Below are 19,795 nucleotides of genomic sequence, written 5' to 3' on the forward strand. Positions count from 1 at the left end.
CGCACGACGATGATGCTCCCTCGTGGCGAGCCGGACGGTGGGTAGTTCCTTCCAAGGAGTACGTGACCATGGACTGGCGCCACCGCGCAGCATGCCTCGAAGAGGACCCCGAGCTGTTCTTCCCGATCGGCAACACGGGCCCCGCCCTGCTGCAGATCGAGGAAGCCAAGGCCGTGTGCCGACGCTGCGACGTCGTTGATACCTGCCTCAAGTGGGCCATCGAGTCCGGGCAGGACGCCGGCGTCTGGGGCGGCATGAGTGAGGACGAGCGCCGCGCGCTCAAGCGTCGCACTGCGCGCGCTCGTCGCGCGGGCTGACCTGCAACAACGCTTTATCCGCGAGCCGCGCCTGAGCACTTCGCCCAGGCGCGGCTCGCGTCTTTCTTTCAGGCGGCGCCCATATTGCGCCTGAACGCTCGCCCGGACGTCTCCGGCCGGATTCAGGACCGCGCCGACTCGGCCACCCGAAGCACCAGCTGCAGCACTACTTCGGTGCCACCACCCTCGCGGGCCGACCACTCGATGGTCCCGCCGAGCTCGTTCGTGACGAGCGTGCGCACGATCTGCGTCCCCAGGCCACTGCCGGGGCCTCGCCCGCCGGCACCGCCGTTCTCGGGCAGCCCCACGCCGTCGTCGGCCACGACGACCCGCAGGTCGGAGTTCTCCCGCTCCACTCCGATTTCCACCGTGCCCACCGCACGCCCCAAGAACCCGTGCTCCACGGCGTTGGTGACCAGCTCGGTGAGGACGAGGGCGAGCGGCGTCGCGTCCTGCGCGGGCACCATGCCGAACGAGCCGGTGCGCACCGTCCGGACCGAGGTGCCGGCGGAGGCGACGTCGGCCGTGAGACGCAGTGCCCTGCCCACCATGTCGTCGAGCTCGACCTGCTCGTCCAGGGTCTGCGAGAGGCTCTCGTGCACCAGAGCGATGGTCGACACGCGCCGCATGGCCTCCTCGAGCGCCTCCTTCGCCGCCGGCACGTCCATGCGCCGGGCCTGGAGCCGTAGCAGCGCGGCCACGGTCTGCAGGTTGTTCTTCACCCGGTGGTGGATCTCGCGGATCGTCGCGTCCTTGGTGATGAGCTCGCGCTCGCGCCGGCGCAGCTCGGACACGTCGCGGCACAGCAGCACGGCCCCGATGCGCTGGCCCCGGTCGGTCAGCGGCATCGCCCGCAGCGACAGCGACACCCCGTGCGCCTCGATGTCGGTGCGCCATGGCGCGCGGCCCATCACCACGAGCGGGAGCGACTCGTCCACGGGCTTCAGCTGCTCCACCATGTCGGCCGTCACCTCGACGAGCGACTGGCCGACGAGCGGCCCGATCACGCCCAGCCGGTGGAAGCACGACAGCGCGTTCGGGCTCGCGTACAGCACCTCGCCCTCGGAGTTGAGGCGGATCAGGCCGTCGCCCACGCGCGGGGCGCCGCGCCGCGAGCCCGTCGCGGCGTTCGGCAGGGGGAACTCTCCCCGCGGGATCATCGCGACGAGGTCGTCGGCCGCCTCGACGTAGTTCAGCTCCAGGCGGGACGGCGTGCGGCCCGAACCCAGGTTGGTCTGCCGCGCGATCACCGCGACCGCTTTGTCCTTGTGCACGACGGGGATCGCCTCCTCCCGCACCGCGTAGGCGCCGAACCAGCGAGGCTCCCGTGCGCGCTGCGCCTTGGCCTCGACCATCGCCTTTGCAAGCTGCGGGCGCTGCCCTTCCGGCGCGAACGAGCCGACGATGTCGTCGTAGTGCACCGTCGCACCCGTCGATGGACGGCACTGGGCGATCGCGACGAACCGCCCGTCGTCTGTGGGCAGCCACAGCACCAGGTCGGCGAAGGCCAGGTCCGACACCACCTGCCAGTCGCCCACCAGGAGGTGCAGCCACTCGACGTCGGCCGGCTCGAGGTCGGCGTGCTCAAGGATCAGGTCACTCATCGCGGACACGCGCTCAGCCTATGCGGGAACCGCGCACAACCTGATGTGTGCACGACCCGCACCCAGGGCCGGACCAGGGCCGGTGCGCATCCGATGTGCGCAAGGCGTCGGTTAGAGTTCCATCACCGGCATGCCCCGTCGGCGCGAGGAGGAGAGCCCGTGCACCTGACAGTGGACCTGACGTTCCCCGCGAACATCGACGACGTCGCCGAGATGCTCGCCGACGAGTCGTTCGTGCGGTGGCGTGCCCAGCGCTCCACCGGATCCGTGCACGGCGTGGTCGAGCAGGCCGACGTCACGGGCACCGCGGAGACCGGCTTCACCGTGGTGGTGCGCCGCACGCTCCCGACCGACATCATCCCCGTGCAGGCCCGGCCGTTCGTGGGCGCACACCTCGAGATCCGCCAGGCCGAGGCGTGGGAGGCGGCCGACGACGGCCGCCGCGCCGGAACGGTGGCTGTCGAGATCCTGGGGGCACCGGTGCGCGTCACCGCCACGGCCGCCCTGGCCGCGCTGCCCGACGGCGGCACGCGCCTCACCTACGCGGGAGACGTGCGGGCGACCGTGCCGCTGTTCGGCTCCGTGATCGAGGAGGCGGCGGTCAGCGCGGTCCGCACGACCCTCGAGACCGAGGCGGAGGCAGGCCGCGACTGGCTCGCGGGCAAGCACACGGGCACGGCCTGAGCCCGCCTGCCCCGACGTCCCTCCGGATGCCCTGAAGGACCGACCTGCAGGGGTCGCACGGGACGCCCCGGCCGAGTTGTCTGACCGATTCTTCCAAACACCTGGGTGCAACTGCGGCATTTCGGACATCGTTTACGGACCGATACTTGACGTTCGTTGAAACCCTGTCAGCATCATCCGGCGGGGTGCTACAACCTGAGCGAACAATCGTGTCCGATGTGCGCGAGTTTGTGCTCTGATATCGCTTTCGCACCGACCCGCGCGCCGAATACCGCGCACGAACATCAAGGAGTCCCAGTGCCCAGCAAACACGGACCAGTCCGAAGCCGGACCGTCGCCACCCGCCGCGCGGCCCTTGCCGCGCTCACGGTCTTCGTCCTGCCCCTCGCCGGCTGCGGCTCGCTGCTGGGCCAGGATTCCGCAGGCTCCGACGGCGACGCCGCTCCGATCACGCTCACCGTGTCGACGTTCAACGACTTCGGGTACACCGACGAGATGCTCGCCGAGTACACGAAGGAACACCCGAACGTCACCGTCGAGCACGTAGTGGCCCCCACCTCCGACGAGGCGCGCCTGCAGATGCTCAAGGCCTTCACCACGGGTGACGGCTCCGAGCTCGCCGACGTCGTAGCGGTCGAGGTCGACTGGCTGACCGAGGCGATGAAGCACCCCGAGCTCTTCGAGGACTTGACCGACGCCGCGGTCACCGACCGCTGGGTGGACTGGAAGGTGGCCCAGGCCACGACTCCGGACGGCAAGCTGCTCGGCTACGGCACCGACATCGGCCCCGAGGCCATCTGCTACCGCGCCGACCTCTTCGAGCAGGCCGGGCTGCCGAGCGACCGCGAAGCGGTCGCGGAGCTCCTCGGCGGCAAGAAGGCCACCTGGGAGCGCTACTTCGAGGTGGGCCGCCAGTTCACCGCACAGTCCGACGTCGCATGGTTCGACGGCGCCACCGGAACGTTCCAGGGCATGGTCAACCAGCTGCCCGCCGCGTTCGAGGACCCGGCGACGGCGCTGCCGACCGAGCTCGCGGCCAACAACGAGGTCCGCGCGGTCTACGACAGCATCACGACGGCGATCGGCGACGGGCTCTCGGCCGGCCTGGTGCAGTGGTCCCCCGAGTGGGCAGCCGGTTTCCAGGAGGACGCCTTCGCGACCATGCTGTGCCCCGGCTGGATGATGGGGCCGATCGAGTCGCTGTCGGAGGGCGTGCAGGGCTGGGACGTCGCCAACGTCTTCCCCGGTGGCGGCGGAAACTGGGGCGGCTCGTTCCTGACCGTCCCGTCGGCCGGCGCGCACCCGGCCGAGGCGAAGCAGCTCGCCGCCTGGCTCACCGCTCCCGAGCAGCAGACGAAGGCCTTCGTCACCGCCGGCACCTTCCCGTCGCAGATCGAGGCGCAGGGGTCGGGGGCCATCCAGGGCTACGCCAACCCGTTCTTCAACAACGCGCCGGTGGGCAAGATCTTCACCGAGCGGGCCCGGTCCATCGCCGGCGCGCCGTACAAGGGGCCGTACTACTTCGCCATCCGCGACGAGGTCAACAACGCCCTGACCTCTGTTGACGTCGGAACGAGCGGCCCGGAGATCGCCTGGAACAACGCCGTGCAGACCGTCGAAGGCATACGCCTGCAGCAGTGATCCGCAGGCCTCACCCGGCGCTCGTCTTGACACGACACCGTCCGCAGCGCAACGATCAGGGCCCGTGGGAGCGCTACCACACCATGATGGTGGGAGCGCTTCCAACGCCGGTACGCAGACGTGCCCCCGCATTTCGCGCCACCGCATCGAGCAAGACCTGTACGCCCCAGACCGCACGACAAGGGAGTCCCCAGTGCTGAGCAGTACCCGAACCACGAGGCGCGCCGCCGCCCGCACCCTCCAGGCGACCGCCGGCGTCGCAGCCGTCGCGCTCGCCCTCACCGCCTGTGGCGGGTCCGGCGAGGCACCCGCTGAAGGATCCAGCGAGGACGACAGCCCCATCACGCTGAAGGTCGCGACGTTCAACGACTTCGGCTACACGGACGAGATGCTCGCCTCGTACACGGAGGAGCACCCGAACGTCACCGTCGAGCAGGTCAAGGCGGCCACCAGCGACGACGCGCGCACCAACCTGACCACCAAGCTCGCCGCAGGCGGCGAGGGCCTGGCCGACGTCGAGGCCATCGAGGTCGACTGGCTGCCCGAGCTCGCGCAGTACCCGGACCTGTTCACGGACCTCGCCGACCCCGAGCTGGAGGGCCGCTGGGTGGACTGGAAGGTCCAGCAGGCCACCACGCCCGACGGCAAGCTCATCGGCTACGGCACCGACATCGGCCCCGAGGCCATCTGCTACCGCGCCGACCTGTTCGAGAAGGCCGGCCTGCCGACCGACCGCGAGGAGGTCGCCGAGCTGCTCGGCGGCGAGGACGCCACGTGGGAGGACTACTTCGCTGTGGGCCGGGACTTCGTCGCCGAGTCGGACGCCGCCTGGTACGACAGCTCCGCCGGCATCTTCCAGGGCATGATCAGCCAGCTGCCCGCCGCGTTCGAGGACCCCGAGTCGGGCGAGCCCACGGACCTCGCTGACAACACCGACGTCAAGGCGATCTACGACGAGATCACCGGCTCGATCGACGACGACCTGTCGGGCGGCCTCGAGCAGTGGAGCGAGGACTGGACCGCTGCCTTCCAGGCCGACGCGTTCGCCACGATGCTCTGCCCGTCCTGGATGACCGGCCCGATCGAGGGCAACTCCGGCGGCGTCGAGGGCTGGGACGTCGCTGACGTCTTCCCCGGTGGCGGCGGTAACTGGGGTGGCTCGTTCCTGACCGTCCCGGCCTCGGGCGAGAACACCGAGGCGGCCAAGGAGCTCGCCGCGTGGCTCACCGCGCCGGAGCAGCAGACCTCAGCCTTTGAGGCTGCGGGCACCTTCCCGTCGCAGGTCGAGGCGCAGGCTTCGGAAGCCGTCCAGACCTTCACCAACCCCTTCTTCAACGACGCGCCGGTGGGCGAGATCTTCTCCACCCGCGCCCAGGCGATCGAGGGCGCTCCGTACAAGGGCGCGCACTACTTCGCCATCCGTGACGAGGTCACCAACGCGCTCAACCGTGTCGACATCACGAAGTCGCAGGACGCCGAGGAGTCCTGGGCGGAGGCCGTCGAGAAGGCTTCGGCCCTCGGCTGAGCCCAAGCCTGAGCCGGAAGAGCGGCTGATGTGATCCGGTGGTCGGGCTTGTCGAGACCTGAGGTCTCGACAAGCCCGGCCACCGATCTGTCACCTGGCCTCCGGCCACGGGCGACGTACCGCAAGTGACCAACGACGATGACGCGGCGGAAGAAGATATGGCTGTCCTGACAGATCGACGATCGGCACCGGAGTCCGGTGCGCCACAGCGCGAGTCGCGGAGGCTCGGCTTCTCCCAGCGGCTCGGCCGCTGGGACGTGAAGCTCTCCCCGTACCTGTACATCTCACCGTTCTTCATCCTGTTCGCGGTGACCGGCCTGTTCCCGCTCGGCTACACGGCATTCGTGTCACTGCACGAGTGGAGCCTGCTCGGCGGGCAGGGCGAGTTCGTCGGCCTGCAGAACTTCACGGACGTGCTGAACCAGCCGACGTTCTGGAAGTCCCTGGTCAACACGCTGTCGATCTTCGTGCTGTCCTCCGTGCCGCAGGTGATCGTCGCGGTCACCATCGCCGCGCTGCTGGACCAGAACCTGCGGTCGGCGACCTTCTGGCGGATGGGCGTGCTCATCCCCTACGTGGTGGCGCCCGTGGCGGTGTCGATGATCTTCGGCCGCCTGTTCGCCGACCAGTACGGCCTGATCAACTCCCTGCTCACTCTGATCGGGCTGGACCCGATCGCCTGGCACGGCGACCGGCTTGCCAGCCATGTCGCCATCGCGAGCATCGTCAACTACCGCTGGGTCGGCTACAACGCGCTGATCTTCCTCGCCGCGATGCAGGCGGTGCCGCGCGAGCTCTACGAGGCAGCCGTGATCGACGGCGCCGGCCGCGTGCGCCAGTTCTTCTCCATCACGGTGCCGCAGATCCGCTCGACGGTCATCTTCGTCGTCATCACCTCGACCATCGGCGGCCTGCAGATCTTCGACGAGGTCCGCATGTACGACGCGACCGGGCTCGGCGGCGCGGACAAGAACTGGATGACCACCGTCCTGTACCTGTACGACGTCGCGTGGGGCAACCAGCACAGCCTCGGCAGAGCGTCCGCCGTCGCCTGGATGCTGTTCCTCCTCATCGTCGTGATCGGCTTCGTGAACTTCCTGGTCACGCGCCAGATCTCGTCGTCGGGGATGGCGAGCAAGAAGTCCAGGCGCAAGAGCGCCACTACCAGCATGAGCAGGGGGAACGCATGAGCTCCGTCGCTGTCACCGCGCAGACCGCCGGCGCGGGTGCCGCCAAGGCCGCCGCCCGCCGTCGGGCGAACAAGGCCTCAGGGAGTGCCACCCGCCGCGCCGGCTGGTACGTCTACGCGCTGCTGGGGATCGTGCTGCTGATCTCGATCTTCCCGCTGTACTTCACGCTGCTCCTCGGCTCGTCGGACGCGGTCGAGATCTCTCGGAGCGCCGTGCCGCAATGGCTGCCCGACGCCTCGCTGTTCACCCAGTTCCGGACGGTCATCGAGGCCACGCAGATCAACTTCTGGCTGGCACTGACGAACTCGCTGATCATCGCTGTGACCGTCTCGGCGACCGTGGTGCTGTTCTCAACGCTGGCCGGGTTCTCATTCGCGAAGCTGCGCTTCCGCGGCCGCGGACCACTGCTCGTGTTCGTCATCGCGACGATGGCGGTGCCCACCCAGCTCGGCGTGATCCCGATGTACATCCTCATGTCGGACCTGGACTGGATCGGCAAGCTGCAGGCGGTCATCGTGCCGGTGCTGGTCAGCGCGTTCGGCGTCTTCTGGATGACGCAGTACCTGTCAGAGGCGCTGCCGTACGAGCTGATCGAGGCCGCCCGGGTGGACGGTGCCTCGATGATCCGCACGTTCTGGAGCATCGCGCTGCCTGCCGCACGCCCGGCCGCGGCCATGCTTGGCCTGTTCACGTTCGTCCAGCAGTGGACGAACTTCTTCTGGCCCTCCATCGTGCTCAGCTCCGTGAACCCGACGCTGCCGCTCGTCGTAAAGTCGCTGCAGTCGAACTACTTCGTGGACTACTCGCTGGTCATGGGCGGTGTGTTCCTCGTGACGCTGCCGCTGCTGGTGATCTTCGCCTTCGTCGGCAAGCAGCTGGTCGCAGGCATCATGCAGGGAGCTGTGAAGGGATGACTCACGAGATGACGCTGAACGTCAAGACCGACGCCGAGGTGCGCCGCGTGCCCGCCCCGGGCATCGCCCTGCCGTACACGCCGAGCGCGCCGCGGACGGAGCCGACACCGAACGCCACGGGCACCGTCCGCTTCCCGGACGGCTTCCTGTGGGGCGCCGCCACGGCCGCCTACCAGGTGGAGGGCGCCGCTCACGAGGACGGCCGCGAGGACTCCGTCTGGGACGTGTTCGCGAAGGTCCCGGGCGCCGTGCTGGGCCAGGACGACGGCGAGGTCGCGTGCGACCAGTACCACCGCTACCCGGCCGACGTCGCGCTCATGAAGGACCTCGGCATCAAGGCGTACCGGTTCTCGACGTCGTGGTCCCGGGTGGTCCCCGGCGGGCGCGAGGTCAACCCGGCCGGTGTCGCGTACTACGACCGGCTCGTGGACGAGCTGCTCGGTGCCGACATCCTGCCCTGGCTCACGCTGTACCACTGGGACCTGCCGCAGGCCATCGAGGCCGAGTCGAACGGCTGGGTGAACCGCGACACCGCGTACCGGTTCCGCGACTACGCCGTGACCATGCACGAGGCCATCGGCGACCGCGTCGACGTGTGGACCACGCTCAACGAGCCGTGGTGCGCCGCCTTCCTGGGCTACACGGGCGGCCAGCACGCGCCGGGCCGGCAGTCGCGCGAGGACGGCCTCGCCGCCGCGCACCACCTCATGCTGGGGCACGGCCTGGCCGTGCAGGCGCTGCGCGAGCGAGCGCCGGGAGCGAACCTCGGCATCACGCTCAACTTCGAGGTCGAGGACCCGGTGAACCCGGACGACCCCGCCGACGTCGACGCCGCACGCCGGCTCGACGGCGGGTTCACCCGCATCTTCGCCGACCCGATCCTGCGCGGCGCCTATCCCGCGGACGTGCTGGAGGACGTGCGCGAGTACGGCCTCGAGCAGCACGTCCAGGACGGCGACCTCGAGATCATCTCGACGCCCATCGACTCGCTCGGCGTGAACTACTACCACGGCAACGCCGTGTCGGCGACGCCCCACGAGCAGCCGCTGGACGGCAGCGCCCCGGTGACCCGCCCGTCGTCGTCCCCGTTCCCGGGCGGCGACGGCGCGTACACGCACCCCCGCGGTCTGCCCCTCACGGACCAGAACTGGGAGGTCCAGCCCGAGGGCCTCACCCGGCTCCTGCTGCGCCTGCAGCAGGACTACACGGGGCCGCGCGGCATCGCCCTGTACGTGACGGAGAACGGCAGCGCCTACGAGGACGTCGTCGGGCCGGACGGGTTCGTGGACGACCAGGACCGCCTCGGGTTCATCGACGTGCACCTGCGCGCCATCAAGGACGCGATCGACGAGGGCGCCGACGTGCGCGGCTACTTCGGCTGGTCGCTTCTCGACAACTACGAGTGGGCGTGGGGCTACGGAAAGCGGTTCGGGCTCGTCCGCGTCGACTACGAGACCCAGGAGCGTACTGTGAAGGCGTCGGGCCGCTGGTACGGTCAAGTCGCGCGGGCCAATGCCGTTCCGGACCGATCGGCGACGACCCCGCAGCCGCAACCCAGTGGCAACAACGGCGGAGACAAGGCGGTTCCCCAGGCGTGACGCTCTCAGACGCACCCACCCTGGATGACGTGGCCCAGGCGGCCGGGGTATCCCGGTCGACCGCGTCGCGCGCCATCAACGGTGGTCTGCGCGTCTCCCCCGAGGCGCAGGCGGCGGTGGACGACGCCGTCGCCCGCCTCGGGTACGCCCCGAACCGCGCCGCCCGGTCGCTGGTGACCCGGCGGACCGACTCGATAGCCCTCGTGGTGCCCGAGCCGAACCAGCGCATCCTGACCGACCCGTTCCTCAGCGGCACCCTCGCGGGCGTCAGCGAGGGGCTGTCCGGGACGGACCTCCAGCTCGTGCTGCTGCTCGCCCGGCCGGGCGAGCAGCGCGGACGCGTGGGGCGCTACCTGCGCAGCGGCCACGTGGACGGCGTCATCGTGGCCTCGCACCACCGCGGCGACCAGCTCGAGACGGAGCTCGGGTGGGCGCTGCTGCCCGCCGTCTTCGTGGGGCGCCTGTTCGAGCCGGTCCCTGAGGCCTCCCGCGGCCTGCGCTACGTGGACGTCGACAACGTCACGGGCGGACGCATCGCCACCCAGCGGATGATCGACCGGGGGCGCCGGCGCATCGGCACCATCACCGGTCCCCTCGACATGCCCGTCGGCGTGGACCGGATGATGGGCTGGCGGGATGCGCTGCGCGACGCAGGTCTGCCGTACGACGCGATAGTCGAGGGTGACTTCACCTCCGCCGGCGGTGTCGTCGCGGCCGCCCGGCTCCTGGACGAGCACCCGGACCTGGACGGCATCTTCGCCGCCTCGGACCTGATGGCCGAGGCCACCCTGCGCGTGCTCGCCGAACGCGGCCGGTCCGTGCCGGGCGACGTCTCGGTGGTCGGGTTCGACGACCTCGGCATCGCCGAGACCACCACACCCCGGCTGACCACCGTGCACAACCCCGTGGTGCAGATGGTCGGCGCGGCGACGAGCATGCTCGTGGACCTCGTCGCCGGCCGCCCGGTACGCGAAGAACGCCGGATCTTCGCCCCCCGCCTGGTCGAGGGCGACTCCGCCTGACCTAACCCTGCCGGGCTACGCGGTGCGGAGGTGGCCGTAGCGGTGCATCGTGCGGCTCACCGCCTGCTCGCGGAGCATCGTGAGCAGCTCGCGGCGCCCGCTCGCCAGCACCGGGCCGTCGAGCACGGTCACCGAGCCGAGGCGGCTCGCCGCGGCGTCGCGCAGGCCCGGGGCCTCGCCCACCACCCGGATCCGGCCGGTCACCTTGCCGTCGGCGAGGGCGTCGGCGAACGCCTCGTCCGTCGTCTCCTGCCCGACGACGGTCGCGGCCACTCCCGCACGCGCGGCGGCCGCCAGCACCCGCTGTACCTCGACGTCCTGCGCGCCGGCGCCGACGCGCACTGTGATGCCCGGTACGGGCCGGTAGCGGAACACGTTCGACTCGACGCCGAGCGCCGACGGGTCGTGCTCCTGCGAGAACTCGGTGACCCACGCGCGGTCGTCGTCGGCCCGGGCCCAGGCGAGCCAGCCCGCCGGGTCCGCGGTGCGCGACGGCACGTCGGGCGCGTCCTCCCACCGGCCGAGCTGCGCCACGTAGTTGGGCCCGCCGGCCTTCGCACCGGAGCCCACCACCGAGGCCTTCCAGCCGCCGAACGGCTGCCGCTGCACGATCGCGCCGGTGATGTGCCGGTTCACGTACGCGTTGCCGACCTCGACCCGGTCGAGCCAGTGCTCCACCTCGGCGTCGTCCAGGGAGTGGATGCCGCCGGTGAGGCCGAACGAGACGGCGTTCTGCAGCTCCAGCGCCTCCTCCAGCGTGCGCGCCGTCATGATGCCCAGCACCGGGCCGAAGCACTCGGTGAGGTGGAAGAACGAGCCGGGGCGGACGCCGTCGCGCACGCCCGGGGTCCACAGGCGGCCGCGGCCCAGGCCCGCCTCGCGCGCCGCCGCGTCGAGGCGGTGCGGCCGCACGAGCCAGGTCTCGCCCGGCTCCAGCGTGGTCAGTGCCCGCAGCAGCTTGCCCTGCGCCGGCTCGGTGAGCGGGCCCATCACGGTTGCCAGATCGGTGGCGGGCCCGACGGCGAGCGACGACACGGCGTCGACCAGCTGCCGGCGGAACCGCTCCCCCGTCGCGGTGCGCGGGTCGCCCACCGAGCCCACGAGGATGACGAGCGACGCCGCCGAGCACTTCTGCCCCGCATGCCCGAACGCGGAGCGCACCACGTCCGCGACGGCCAGGTCGAGGTCCGCCGACGGCGTCACGACTATCGCGTTCTTGCCGGACGTCTCCGCGAGCACCGGCAGCTCGGGCCGCCAGGACGCGAACATCTCGGCGGTCTCGATGGCGCCCGTCAGGATCACGCGGGACACGCCGTCGTGCGTCACGAGCCGGCGGCCGAGGTCGCCGTCGGGCACGCGGACGAACTGGGCGACGTCGCGCGCGAGCGCCGAGTCCAGACCGATCTCCGGCGCCACCTCGTCGAGCGCCGCGTGCACGGCCTCGACGGCGATCTCGAGGCAGCGCGGGGTGGGCGGTGCGGGCTTCGCGATCACCGCGGAACCGGACGCCAGGCCCGCGAGCACGCCGCCCACGGGGATCGCGACGGGGAAGTTCCACGGCGGGGTGACCAGGGTGACGCCGTCGGGCGTGAAGCGGGCGCCCGTCCAGGCCTCCGACGTCGGGTCGAGCGCCTCGGCGGCCTGCGCGTAGTAGGCGGCGAAGTCCACGGCCTCGCTGACCTCGGGGTCCGCCTCGGCGACGGTCTTTCCGGCCTCGTGCACCATCGCGGCGACGAGGTCGGTGCGTGCGGCCTCGAGGTGCTTGGCCGCCGCGCGCAGCACGCGGCCGCGGTCGGTCGGGTCCACCTTGGCCCACGCGGTGCCCGCGCGGCGGGCGAGCGCGACGACGTCGTCCACCTGGGCCGACGTCGACAGCGGCTCCGCGAGCGCCGGGACGTACCCGGACCGCTTGCTCGTGACCTGCTTCGCCCAGTCGCGGTGGGCGGCGACGGCGGGGTCGGTGTCGGCGGCGTTGCGGAACGGTCCGGTCACCGGCTGGGGCGCGGGGCGCGGAAGGCGGCGCGGGGTGACGTCGTCGGGCGAGTAGTGAACGCCACTGGTGACGGACGCGCGGAACGCGGCCTCCTGCCGGTCCATGGGCGAGCCGCCACCGCTGGTCGAGCTTGTCGAGACCGCGGTTTCGACAGGCTCAACCCCCGAAGGGGCGAACGCCGCGTGCAGGAAGTTCTGCTCCGCCGCGTTCTCCTCCAGGCGACGCACGAGGTAGGAGATCGCGACGTCGAAGTCCTCGTCGCGCACCACCGGCGTGTAGAGCACCACCCGGCCGTGGTCCTTGGCGACCTCGTCCCGGACGGCGGCGGCCTCCGTCGGTGCCATGCCCTGGAGCATCTCGATGTCGAGCGCCTCGGAGACACCGCGCGCCCGGCCGAGCAGGATCGCGAGCGCCACGTGGAACAGGTTGTGCGACGCCGCGCCGATGCGGACCGCCTGCGCGCGCTCGGGGCGCAGCGCGTGGTCGAGCATGCGCACGTAGTTGGCGTCGACGTCGGCCTTGGACGTGTACGGCGCCTGGGGCCAGTCGTGCAGGGTGGCCTCGACGTGCTCCATCGCGAGGTTCGCGCCCTTCACGATGCGCACCTTGATGCGTGCGCCGCCGTCGGCGACCCGCAACGCGCCGAACTCGGTGAGGCCGTCCAGGGCGCCCAGCGCGTCCGGCAGGTAGGCCTGCAGGACGATGCCGGCCTCGAGGTCGCGGAACTCCTCGCGGCTCAGGATCTCGGTGAACACCGCGGTCGTCAGGGCGAGGTCGCGGTACTCCTCCATGTCGAGGTTGACGAAGACACGATGGTCGCGCGCGGCGCGGTACAGCGGCAGCAGGCGCTCGACGACGCGGTCGCGGGAGCCCTCGAGGTCCCACGTGACCAGCTGCGCGGCCACGCTGGAGACCTTGATCGACACGTAGTCGACATCCGCGCGCTCCACCAGCGCGATCGTGCGGGCCAGGCGGCCGGCGGCCTCCTCCTCGCCGAGGACCGCCTCGCCGAGGAGGTTCACGTTGAGGGTGTAACCCTCGGCCCGGGTGCGGGCGAGGTGGGCCGTGAGCCCGGCGCCGGCGTCGGCCACGAGGTGACCCACGAGCTGACGGAGGCGGGCGCGGGCGGCCGGGACCACGATGCCCGGGAACACCGGGGCAGCCAGGGCGCCGGCGCGGAACAGGGCGCGGTCAACCGGGCTGAGGAAGGTGGCGCTGCCGGCCCTCTTGCCGAGGCGGGCCAGGGCCTTGGCGGCGACCTGGGTGTCCTGCGGGCGGGCGACATCGTCGACGAACCCGACTGCGAGCTCCAGGCCTGCCGGGTCGGACACGAGGGCGCCCAGGGCGGCAGATGCGCGGGCGACAGCCTTGTCGGTCCTGGAGCCGGTGGTCGCGGCTTGGCGGCTCTCGCCGTCGCCGGCCGTGCCGATGGCGGTGCCGATCCAGGTCCGGGCGAGGGCTACGGCGTCCTCGACCAGGGTGTCGGCGGCTGGCTGTGCGGGCGGCTCGGTCGGAGCTGGCCCCGGGGTCCCCGCGGAGTTCCGCAGCGAAGCAAGGACTTCGTGGGGTGGGGGCGGAACAGCGCTGTCCAGTGCGCCTGCGCCCCCGGTCGGGACATCGGCGGAGGCGGCGCTCCCGCGCCGGGCAGAGGTCTTCATGACACCAGGGTGCACCCGGTGCCGGTTGCATGTATTGGCAGGATCACTCGGTATCCGCGCCGGTTTCGGCCAAGAGGTGGCGCTGCTGGGCGCCGTGCTCCGCGTAGCATCGGGACCTGATGAGCAACCCGCCGAACGGCGCCGCTCGGCCTGAGGCGAAGGCCTTGCTGGCCGCCCTGCACCCCGCCATGGTCGCCCTCATGGACGAGCTGTCCGGAGTCATGTTCTGTGCCAAGGACGCCGACGGCCGGTACGTGCTCGTGAACCAGGTCTTCGTTGGGCGCACGCGGGAGCGGTCGCGGCGCGACGTGATCGGCAGACGGGCTTCCGACCTGTTCGTCCCGGAGCTGGCCGAACGCTACGAGAGCCAGGACGCCCGGGTCCGCGCAACGGAGAAGCCGCTGCGGGGCGAGCTCGAGCTGATCCGGCACGTCGGCGGGGCGCCCGGCTGGTTCCTGACCTCGAAGTTCCCCCTGCATGACGAGGCCGGCGCCTACGTGGGGCTCGTCTCCGTGTCACAGGACCTGCGGTCCGGCGACGCCGACGACGCGACGATCCAGGCCATGGCCCGCCTGCGCGCCGACATCGAGGACCGGCTGGAACGCGGAGAGGTGCCGTCCGTGGCCGACCTGGCTGCCCTCGCCGGCTGCAGCCCCGCGTCCCTGGACCGACGGGTGCGCCGGGTCTTCGGGCTCTCCCCGCGGCAGCTCGTGCTGCGGCTGCGGGTCGACCGGGCAGCACACCTCCTCACGTCGAGCACGGTGCCGCTCGCGGATGTCGCCACCGCCGCGGGCTTCTACGACCAGCCGTCGTTCACGCGCACGTTCGCGCGGCTGACCGGCGAGACGCCGTCGTCGTTCCGGAGCCGCTCGAGGCGCGCGTGAACGCGTTCCCCCTGGTCCCCCGCTCCAGCCCGCGCCGTGTTCTGGCCGACCTGCTCCCGGGTGCCCGGAAGCTCACGGAGCGCTGACTTTCCCGCCGCCCCAGCCGGCGGCCGCTTCGCGGGGATCGCAAGATGAGCACCCAGCCCCGTCGAAGCGATACGGTGAGACCGAGGCGCAAACCCCGCGCCGCGCAACCCGCGCCCCGCTCCCAAGGCGGTAGGCGCCGTTCTCCACGGAGGACCCACGTGACGACGACAACGACGTCCACTCCCGCATCACCGCCCAGCTTCGCACCGTCCGGATCTCCGGCCGTGGGCTCTGCGCTCGCAACTGCGCACGCGCAGCTCGCCACGGCGGCGGAGATCCTCGGCTATGACGAAGGCCTCCATCGCATGCTGGCGACCCCCCGCCGTGAGATCCACGTCGCGGTGCCGCTCCGCCGCGACTCGGGCGAGACCGTCCTGTTCCACGGTTTCCGTGTGCAGCACAACGTGAGCCTCGGCCCGGGCAAGGGCGGCCTGCGTTACCACCCCTCCGTCGATGTCGACGAGGTGCGGGCGCTGGCCATGTGGATGACCTGGAAGTGTGCGGTGGTCCACCTGCCGTACGGCGGCGCCAAGGGCGGCGTCGCCATCGATCCGCGCGGCTACTCCCTGGCCGAGCTGGAGCGCGTGACCCGGCGGTACACGTCGGAGATCATGCCGATGATCGGCCCGGACACCGACATCATGGCGCCTGACATGGGCACCGATGCCCAGACGATGGCCTGGGTCATGGACACCTACTCGGTCAACCGCGGGTACACGATCCCCGCGGTCGTGACCGGCAAACCGCTGGCGATCGGTGGTTCGCTGGGCCGCGGCACGGCGACGTCGGCCGGCATCGTGCACGTCACGAAGGCCGCGCTCGCCGAGTCGGGCGTGCCCCTGGACGAGGTGTCCGTCGCCATCCAGGGCTTCGGCAAGGTCGGCTCGCACGCGGCGGAGATCTTCGCGGCGCGTGGCGCACGCGTAGCCGCCGTCAGCGACCAGTACGGCGGCATCCGGGCCGACGACGGCCTCGACGTGCCCCGCCTCCTGGAGCACGTGCGGCGCACCGGCTCGGTCGTGGACTTCCCCGACGCGGACTCGGTGTCCAACACGGAGCTGCTCGCGCTCGACGTCGACGTGCTCGTTCCGGCCGCGATCGAGGGTGTACTCGACGAGACCACTGCAGGCGACGTCAAGGCCCGCTGGGTGGTCGAGGGCGCCAACGGCCCGACGACCGCGGCCGGCGACGCCCTGCTCGCGAAGAACGATGTGACCGTGGTCCCGGACGTTCTCGCGAACGCCGGCGGCGTGGTCGTCTCCTACTTCGAATGGGTCCAGGCGAACCAGACGTACTGGTGGACCGAGCAGGAGATCGCGGACAAGCTGGAGCACCGCATGACCACCGCCTACGCGGAGGTGTCGGCCCTGGCGAAGCGGGAGGGCCTGTCGCTGCGCGACGCCGCCCTCGTCATCGGGGTCAAGCGGGTCGCAGAGGCGCACCAGATCCGGGGCCTCTACCCCTGACGCGCCGCTGAGACTCTGGCGAGTCCGCTTCCAGAACGACCTGGGGTACCGATTCGACGTCGAATCGGTACCCCAGGTCGTTCTCGGCAGTCCGAGCTTCCGACCGGGCACCTTTAGGCTCTGTGGGTGGACGAACTTGTCGCGCGCCTGCGCGCCGCCGGCTGCGTCTTCGCCGAGGACGAGGCGCGGATCCTGACCGAGGCCGCCGGCGGCGACGCGGCGCGCCTCGAAGAGCTGGCCGCTGCGCGCGTCGGCGGGTTGCCGCTGGAGCACCTCGTGGGCTGGGCCGAGCTCGACGGCCGCCGCTGGCTCGTGGCGCCCGGAGTCTTCGTACCGCGGCAACGGTCGGAGCTGCTGGTCCGGGAGGCGGCCGCGCGTGCGGTGCCGGGCTCGCCCGACGGGGCGGGCGTCGAGGCGGACGGGGACGGCGGCGCCGTACTCCTCGTCGACCTGTGCTGCGGGTGCGGCGCGCTCGGCGGCGCGGTCGCGGCTCGCCTCCTCGCCGCGGGGCACGACGTCGAGGTGCACGCTGCCGACGTCGACCCGGCAGCCGTGACCTGCGCGCACGAGAACCTCAAGGCGCTGGCCGACGACTCCCCCGACGCTGCTGGCGCACGAGGTGTGCTCGCTCTGCCGCCACGCTCCACGGGTACCCCGAGGCCCGGCCGGCTCACCGCACACACCTACACCGGTGACCTCGCGGACCCGCTCCCGGCCGAGGTCTGGGGGCGCGTCGACGTCCTCGTCGCGAACGCGCCGTACGTCCCGACCGCGGCGATCAGCATGATGCCGCCCGAGGCCCGCGAGCACGAGCCGCACGTCGCCTTGGACGGCGGGGGCGACGGGCTCGCGATCCTGCGCCGCGTGATCGACCTGGCCCCGAAGCTCCTGCGCCCGGGCGGGCACCTGCTCGTCGAGACGGGCGAGGGTCAGGTGAGCGCCGCCGTAGGGCACATGACGACCGCCGGGCTGACCACGACTGTCCTGTCCGACGAAGACCTGGGCGCCACGGCCCTGGCCGCCACCCTCCCGACGTAGCCGGCTTTGTTGTGGGCGCGATCGTTGCTGCTTCCCGCCCGTTTTAGGCGCAACGGTCACGCCCACAACAAAGGGGTTAGCTCAGGGGCTGGCGGGAGGCCCAGTCCGCAAGGGTCGTGCGCGGGCCCGTGAAGAACGGGACCTCCTCGCGCACGTGCCGCCGGGCCTCGGTCGCCCGTAGGTCGCGCATCAGGTCGACGATGCGGTGCAGCTCGTCGGCCTCGAACGCCAGGATCCACTCGTAGTCGCCGAGCGCGAACGCCGACACGGTGTTGGCCCGCACGTCCTTGTAGCCGGCGGCCGCCATACCGTGGTCGCGCAGCAGGGTGCGGCGCTCCTCGTCGGGCAGCAGGTACCAGTCGTAGGACCGGACGAACGGGTAGACGCACAGGTAGTCGCGCGGTGCCTCGCCCGCGAGGAACGCGGGCACGTGCCCGCGGTTGAACTCGGCGGGGCGGTGCAGCGCGGCGACCGACCACACGGGCTCCAGGGAGCGGCCCAGCTCGGACGCACGCAGCCGCTGGTAGGCGCCCTGCACGGCCTCGATCGAGGGGCCGTGGGTCCAGAGCATCAGGTCGGCGTCGGAGCGCAGCCCGCCCACGTCGTACCAGCCCCGGGTCACGAGGTCCCCGGTGGTCGCGGCGGGGTCGGCGCCTCCGCCGACGGCAGCCTCGGCGTCGGCCACGACGGCCTTGCGCTCGCCCTCGTCCGCCGGGAGCGTCTCGGTCACGGAGAAGACCGAGAACATCGTGTACCGGATGCCCTCGTTGATGGCGGCCGTGTCGATCTCCTGGCCGGTGTCCGCGTGCACGTGGCCGTGGGGCGCGCTGCCGGGAGCGGCGGTGCCTGGAACTTCAGTGCTCATCGGTACATGTCCTCGCTGCAGAGTGCCGGGATGCCGCTGGGTTCCTCGTGCCGCCGCAGGCAGCACAGGGGCGGCGTGACTGACGGGAAGGCAGGCAGAGAGCCCACCGTAGCCTCGTCGACCTGCTCGCCCCGGGCGAGACCCGCCCGCTCGACGATCAGGTCGACCAGGCCCTGGACGAACGGCGCGCGGGTGCCCACGGTGCCGGCGCGCACGGCGGTCATGCCGAGCTCAGCAGCGGTGGCGAGGGCCTCGGTGTCGAGGTCGTAGACGACCTCCATGTGGTCGCTCACAAATCCAATGGGAGAGAGCACCACGTTGCGCAGGCCCGCGCCTGCGCGCTCGGTGAGCAGATCGTTCACGTCGGGCTCGAGCCACGGCTGGCTCGGCGGGCCAGAGCGCGAGCAGTACGCGAGCTCCCACTCGACGTCGTGGCCGAGCTGCTCGCCGACGGCGGCCGCGACCAGCGAGGCGACGTCCAGGTGCTGCTCGGAGTAGGTGGCGTGCCCGACACCGGACGCGGCCTCCATGGTGTCCGGGATCGAGTGCGTCACGAAGACCAGCTTCGCGTCGGCACCGGAGCCGCCCTTCGTCTCGAGCTCGGCATAGGCCTCGACGACGGCGTCGATGTTGGCCTGTACGAAGCCCGGGTGGTTGAAGTAGGCGCGGATCTTGTCGAACTGCACGCCCGTCGACCCGTCGGGGCCGAGCTGTCCGCGCTTGTCCAGCGTGGTCGCGAGGTCCTCGCGGTACTGGCGGCAGCCCGAGTACGACGCGTAGGCGCTGGTCACGAGCGCGACGGCGCGCTTGGCGCCCAGCTTCTCCAGCTCGTCGAGCGCGTCGCCCGTGTACGGCTCCCAGTTGCGGTTGCCCCACACGACCGGCAGGTCGATGCCGCGTGCGGCGAGCTCGGCCTCGAGCGCCGCCTTGAGCGCGAGGTTCTGCTCGTTGATCGGGCTCTTGCCGCCGAACCCGTAGTAGTGCTCGCCGACCTGCTCGAGCCGCTCGTCCGGGATGCCCTTGCCCGCGGTGACGTTGCGCAGGAACGGCACCACGTCCTCCGGTTTGTTCGGGCCACCGAAGGAGTAGAGCAGCAGGGCGTCGTACGGCGCGGCGTCGTGCGCCGCAGGCTGGGGGAAGTTCGCGGGCATGCGCATATCTTTCCACCGTCGGGCGCGCCGGTCGGCCCTCGGCGGGCAGAACCGGACGTGACATCGATGCGACGTCCTGTCAGAACCGCGCGAGCCCGCTTTGTTGGTTCGAGCTTGTCGAGACCTCGCCGGGTCTCGACAAGCTCGACCAGCGGGAG

Annotated in this window: 15 protein-coding genes; 11 read left to right on the top strand and 4 right to left on the bottom strand. The window is 71.4% G+C overall.

All coding sequences use genetic code 11. From position 1 onward, the window contains the following. Positions 1-68: 68 nt before the first annotated feature. Positions 69-317 (top strand): WhiB family transcriptional regulator, encoded by a 249-nt coding sequence (locus IE250_RS16320; protein ID WP_026365970.1) that lies wholly within the window; start codon positions 69-71, stop codon positions 315-317. Between the two features lie 122 nt (positions 318-439). Here IE250_RS16320 and IE250_RS16325 read toward each other — a convergent pair whose 3' ends face one another. Then, entirely contained in the window at positions 440-1,921 is a 1,482-nt protein-coding gene (locus IE250_RS16325) for a sensor histidine kinase (protein WP_189670686.1), read from the bottom strand. Between the two features lie 159 nt (positions 1,922-2,080). On the opposite strand from IE250_RS16325, the gene IE250_RS16330 reads away from it, so the two are divergent. The 7 genes from IE250_RS16330 to IE250_RS16360 all read left to right on the top strand — a co-directional run bounded on the left by IE250_RS16330 (position 2,081) and on the right by IE250_RS16360 (position 10,495). Beyond that, positions 2,081-2,605: a DUF2505 domain-containing protein gene (locus IE250_RS16330; RefSeq protein WP_189670370.1), complete on the top strand. Its 525-nt coding sequence runs from the start codon at positions 2,081-2,083 to the stop codon at positions 2,603-2,605. Positions 2,606-2,902: 297 nt separating this feature from the next. Next, positions 2,903-4,246, top strand: a complete 1,344-nt coding sequence (locus IE250_RS16335) for an ABC transporter substrate-binding protein (protein ID WP_189670371.1) — start codon at positions 2,903-2,905, stop codon at positions 4,244-4,246. A gap of 193 nt (positions 4,247-4,439) precedes the next feature. Then, positions 4,440-5,771 carry an ABC transporter substrate-binding protein gene (locus IE250_RS16340; protein ID WP_189670372.1) on the top strand — a complete coding sequence of 444 codons (1,332 nt, stop codon included), beginning with the start codon at positions 4,440-4,442 and terminating at the stop codon, positions 5,769-5,771. Positions 5,772-5,929: 158 nt separating this feature from the next. Then, positions 5,930-6,961: a carbohydrate ABC transporter permease gene (locus tag IE250_RS16345; RefSeq protein ID WP_189670373.1), complete on the top strand. Its 1,032-nt coding sequence runs from the start codon at positions 5,930-5,932 to the stop codon at positions 6,959-6,961. Next, a complete protein-coding gene (locus IE250_RS16350) occupies positions 6,958-7,875 on the top strand; it encodes a carbohydrate ABC transporter permease (protein WP_189670374.1) in 918 nt (305 codons plus the stop codon). The genes IE250_RS16345 and IE250_RS16350 overlap by 4 nt, the downstream gene beginning before the upstream one ends. Beyond that, positions 7,872-9,473: a GH1 family beta-glucosidase gene (locus IE250_RS16355; RefSeq protein ID WP_189670375.1), complete on the top strand. Its 1,602-nt coding sequence runs from the start codon at positions 7,872-7,874 to the stop codon at positions 9,471-9,473. The genes IE250_RS16350 and IE250_RS16355 overlap by 4 nt, the downstream gene beginning before the upstream one ends. Then, the gene (locus IE250_RS16360) at positions 9,470-10,495 is read left to right on the top strand and encodes a LacI family DNA-binding transcriptional regulator (protein WP_189670376.1); all 1,026 of its coding nucleotides are present in this window, start codon (positions 9,470-9,472) and stop codon (positions 10,493-10,495) included. The genes IE250_RS16355 and IE250_RS16360 overlap by 4 nt, the downstream gene beginning before the upstream one ends. A 15-nt stretch (positions 10,496-10,510) precedes the next feature. Here the strand turns inward: IE250_RS16360 and IE250_RS16365 are convergent, their stop codons facing one another. Next, complete coding sequence (locus tag IE250_RS16365) at positions 10,511-14,146, bottom strand: proline dehydrogenase family protein (protein WP_189670377.1); 3,636 nt, start codon at positions 14,144-14,146, stop codon at positions 10,511-10,513. A 119-nt stretch (positions 14,147-14,265) separates the two neighbouring features. Between IE250_RS16365 and IE250_RS16370 the strand changes: the two genes are divergently transcribed. From IE250_RS16370 to IE250_RS16380, 3 genes are all read left to right on the top strand, one after another. Continuing rightward, positions 14,266-15,030 carry an AraC family transcriptional regulator gene (locus IE250_RS16370; protein WP_189670378.1) on the top strand — a complete coding sequence of 255 codons (765 nt, stop codon included), beginning with the start codon at positions 14,266-14,268 and terminating at the stop codon, positions 15,028-15,030. A gap of 245 nt (positions 15,031-15,275) precedes the next feature. After that, entirely contained in the window at positions 15,276-16,583 is a 1,308-nt protein-coding gene (locus IE250_RS16375) for a Glu/Leu/Phe/Val family dehydrogenase (protein ID WP_229872522.1), read from the top strand. Positions 16,584-16,709: 126 nt separating this feature from the next. Further along, positions 16,710-17,621 (top strand): class I SAM-dependent methyltransferase, encoded by a 912-nt coding sequence (locus tag IE250_RS16380; protein ID WP_229872523.1) that lies wholly within the window; start codon positions 16,710-16,712, stop codon positions 17,619-17,621. A 76-nt stretch (positions 17,622-17,697) separates the two neighbouring features. On the opposite strand, the gene hemQ is transcribed toward IE250_RS16380, so the two are convergent. Both hemQ and IE250_RS16390 read right to left on the bottom strand, forming a co-directional pair. After that, on the bottom strand, positions 17,698-18,486 hold the full coding sequence (gene hemQ / locus IE250_RS16385) for a hydrogen peroxide-dependent heme synthase (RefSeq protein ID WP_189670379.1): 789 nt from the start codon (positions 18,484-18,486) through the stop codon (positions 17,698-17,700). Further along, the gene (locus IE250_RS16390) at positions 18,483-19,637 is read right to left on the bottom strand and encodes a ferrochelatase (RefSeq protein ID WP_189670380.1); all 1,155 of its coding nucleotides are present in this window, start codon (positions 19,635-19,637) and stop codon (positions 18,483-18,485) included. The genes hemQ and IE250_RS16390 overlap by 4 nt, the downstream gene beginning before the upstream one ends. Between the last annotated feature and the right edge of the window lie 158 nt (positions 19,638-19,795).

The sequence above is a fragment of the Promicromonospora soli genome, assembly GCF_014653785.1.
Taxonomy (GTDB): Bacteria; Actinomycetota; Actinomycetes; order Actinomycetales; family Cellulomonadaceae; genus Promicromonospora; species Promicromonospora soli.

Coding starts and splice junctions, on each gene's coding strand:
- IE250_RS16320 (WP_026365970.1), top strand. CDS start 69: ATGGACTGGCGCCACCGCGCAGCATGCCTCGAAGAGGACCCCGAGCTG.
- IE250_RS16325 (WP_189670686.1), bottom strand. CDS start 1,921: ATGAGTGACCTGATCCTTGAGCACGCCGACCTCGAGCCGGCCGACGTC.
- IE250_RS16345 (WP_189670373.1), top strand. CDS start 5,930: ATGGCTGTCCTGACAGATCGACGATCGGCACCGGAGTCCGGTGCGCCA.
- IE250_RS16350 (WP_189670374.1), top strand. CDS start 6,958: ATGAGCTCCGTCGCTGTCACCGCGCAGACCGCCGGCGCGGGTGCCGCC.
- IE250_RS16355 (WP_189670375.1), top strand. CDS start 7,872: ATGACTCACGAGATGACGCTGAACGTCAAGACCGACGCCGAGGTGCGC.
- IE250_RS16365 (WP_189670377.1), bottom strand. CDS start 14,146: ATGAAGACCTCTGCCCGGCGCGGGAGCGCCGCCTCCGCCGATGTCCCG.
- IE250_RS16370 (WP_189670378.1), top strand. CDS start 14,266: ATGAGCAACCCGCCGAACGGCGCCGCTCGGCCTGAGGCGAAGGCCTTG.
- hemQ (WP_189670379.1), bottom strand. CDS start 18,486: ATGAGCACTGAAGTTCCAGGCACCGCCGCTCCCGGCAGCGCGCCCCAC.
- IE250_RS16390 (WP_189670380.1), bottom strand. CDS start 19,637: ATGCCCGCGAACTTCCCCCAGCCTGCGGCGCACGACGCCGCGCCGTAC.